The 2,598-nt window shown below is 44.6% G+C and carries 1 protein-coding gene; it reads right to left on the bottom strand.

Annotated elements, in window-relative coordinates; genetic code table 11:
- Nucleotides 1-2,598 (bottom strand): fibronectin type III domain-containing protein (locus tag ACE3MQ_RS27235; protein ID WP_379398765.1); only part of this gene is annotated, 2,598 nt, incomplete at both ends.

Raw genomic sequence — 2,598 nt, 5'->3', positions numbered from 1 at the left:
ACCTGTCGGATCCATGTATTCGCCTGCGTACCGGAACGGATTGTCCATCTCTCCGATTTGACTAGTAATATTCCCCCATGGATCGTAGTCGTATGTCCCTAATAATTCGCCTAACAGATCGATCATCCCTCGAACATCGCCATGTCCGTCGTATAAATAATAGGCCCGGTTATCTCCATCTGGCAAATAGGCCGACGAGCCTGGTCCTAATATACGAGCCAATCGCTGCAAACCATAGGTATTATATGCAATGATCTGCCCGGCTGCGTCGGTTTCTAGCGAGATTTGGTCTTGATCCCAGTAGTAATTGATCCGTTGCCCGTCCATAATCGACCCTATTCGTAAACCATCCCCGTTATATTCATAGAAGATTTGGCCATATACCGCATCAGTAATGGAAATCGCATCATATACGCTATCCGTTACCGTAAGCAGACGATTCAATGAGTCATATGAAAATAGATATCTGCCATCTTCCAACAAGTTGCCGTTAAGATCGTAGGTGTATGCGGTATTCTTGTTCTCATCAGCAAGACCAATTAACTGATTTAGCGCATTGTAGCTATAGAGACGCGTTTGTTTCAGTTGCCCTGGCAACATCGTCGATTCCGCTAATCGATTCCCCGCCCCGTCATACCTATAATCAACCTGCGTTCCGTTTGCTGAAGTCGTCCTTAACAAACGGTTATTTCCGTCATACGCATAGGTTGACGTTCCACGGTGATCAGACATACTTGTGATATTGCCCGCCACATCATACGTGTACGTATAGGGATTGAAAATATCCGAACCCTGTCTTGTTGTTGTCATTTGAATAACTCGGTCGTTTGGATCATAAGCATATGATGTAATGACGTTATTTGGCAAGGTTACATGTGTTAACCGCCCACCTGCATCATAAGTATAGTCGGCAAAACTCCCCTCACCGTCTTGTACACGCGTAAGCCGGCCGATATCATCATAGGTTCTGCTCACTACGGTTCCTGTGTAGTCTATAGTAGATACCAGTTGCCCTGCAGGATCGTAAGTGTATGATATTTTCTTCGCATCAGGAAGCGTCTTTTCCTTCAACCTTCCGGCAGCTGTATACGTATAATTTGTCGTCCCTGTCTGATCGGTCATTTGAATACGGCGTCCCGCGCCGTCATAACCAAACCGGATCATTATGTCTTGTGCTTCAACAGCAGTCAGACGATTCATCACATCATATTCATAATTTGTCGTTCGACCTGAACGGTCGATCATTCGAATCACATTGCCATTAGCATCGTACACATACTGCGTTTGTTGATTTAACGGATCCGTCACGACCACGATATTGCCCCATACATCGTAATCATATGAAGTCAACTGGTTGTTTCCGTCAGCAGTGGCTTGCATCCTTCCATACAAATCATAATAAACCGCTGTCGTTACTCCGATGGGTTCTGTGACGCTCTCCAGTTGATTTCTTTCATTATACGTGTAGTTCCAGGTCGAACCATTAGGTTGTATGAGACTCGTTTTGTTGCCAATCGCATCATATCCCATAGTTGTAGTGTTTCCCATCGGATCGATAACGGATGTTAGACGGTTCAACCCATCATATCTATAAGAGGTATTGTTGCCATTCGGGTCAGTAACTGTCTCCAGGTTATCATTAGCGTCATATTTATAATGTGTAGCGCTTCCTTGCGGATTGATGACGCTAGTCGTTCTTCCCATTGCATCGTAAACAAAGTTCGTAGCGTGACCGTTTGGGTCAGTCTCACTCCTAACATGACCAGCTGCATCGTGCTTCCACTCCAGGACACCTCCATCCGGATCGATATATTTGATCTGGCGACCGATTACATCGTATTCGTATTGCTCAGTAGCCCCAATACTGTTTTCAACAGAGACAAGCCTGCCCATCGCATCATACGTATTGGTTACCGCAGAAGAATCTGCATTCACAACCGACACTACCCTATTGAGGGCATCATATTCATACGTTGTCGTATTTCCGTTCGGATCCCGGGTAGCTATCATATTACCGACAGCATCATATTGATAGGTAATCATCTGTGCATCCGTATTTCCACGTATTACAGCAGATACCTCATTAGAGGCTAGTGTTCTACCGTCCTTATAAACAACTCGAATTTTGAAATAGTACGTACTATCAGGTAATAGTTGCGTGACCGTGTAGTTAGTTTGTGTCGGATCTTTAACTTCAGCTATTTTTGAAGACGAATCCATGACAAATGATGTGCCTGAATTATTTGACAGATAGAGTTCAACTTGCTGAATGTTCTCTGTCTCAGATAAGCTCCAGTTCAAACGAAGTGAAGTATCTGTAAGAAAATTTGGAGCCATTAACAGAACGGTGTTCCCTACCTCCGCTGAAATGGTGTGACTCCTAACATCCTTCCCGGAGTTCAATTTCAAATAATACGTTCCGTCTGTTTCCGGGATATAAATCAATGAAGTTGCTTGCGCACTATTGACTTCAATGCCCGTACCGTCCTGCAGAACCATCCCACTCACATAGGAAGAGCGGAAGATATACTGCACTCCGGCTTTCAAGCTGACTTTGTAGTAGGCAAAACTGTTCGACGGGATCGTGTTGGATACGCT

The organism is Paenibacillus lentus, from assembly GCF_042714055.1.
In the GTDB taxonomy this organism is placed as follows: Bacteria; Bacillota; Bacilli; order Paenibacillales; family Paenibacillaceae; genus Fontibacillus; species Fontibacillus lentus_A.
The sequence above is the reverse complement of the archived record's forward strand: the minus strand, read 5'-3'. Positions and strand labels throughout refer to the sequence as shown.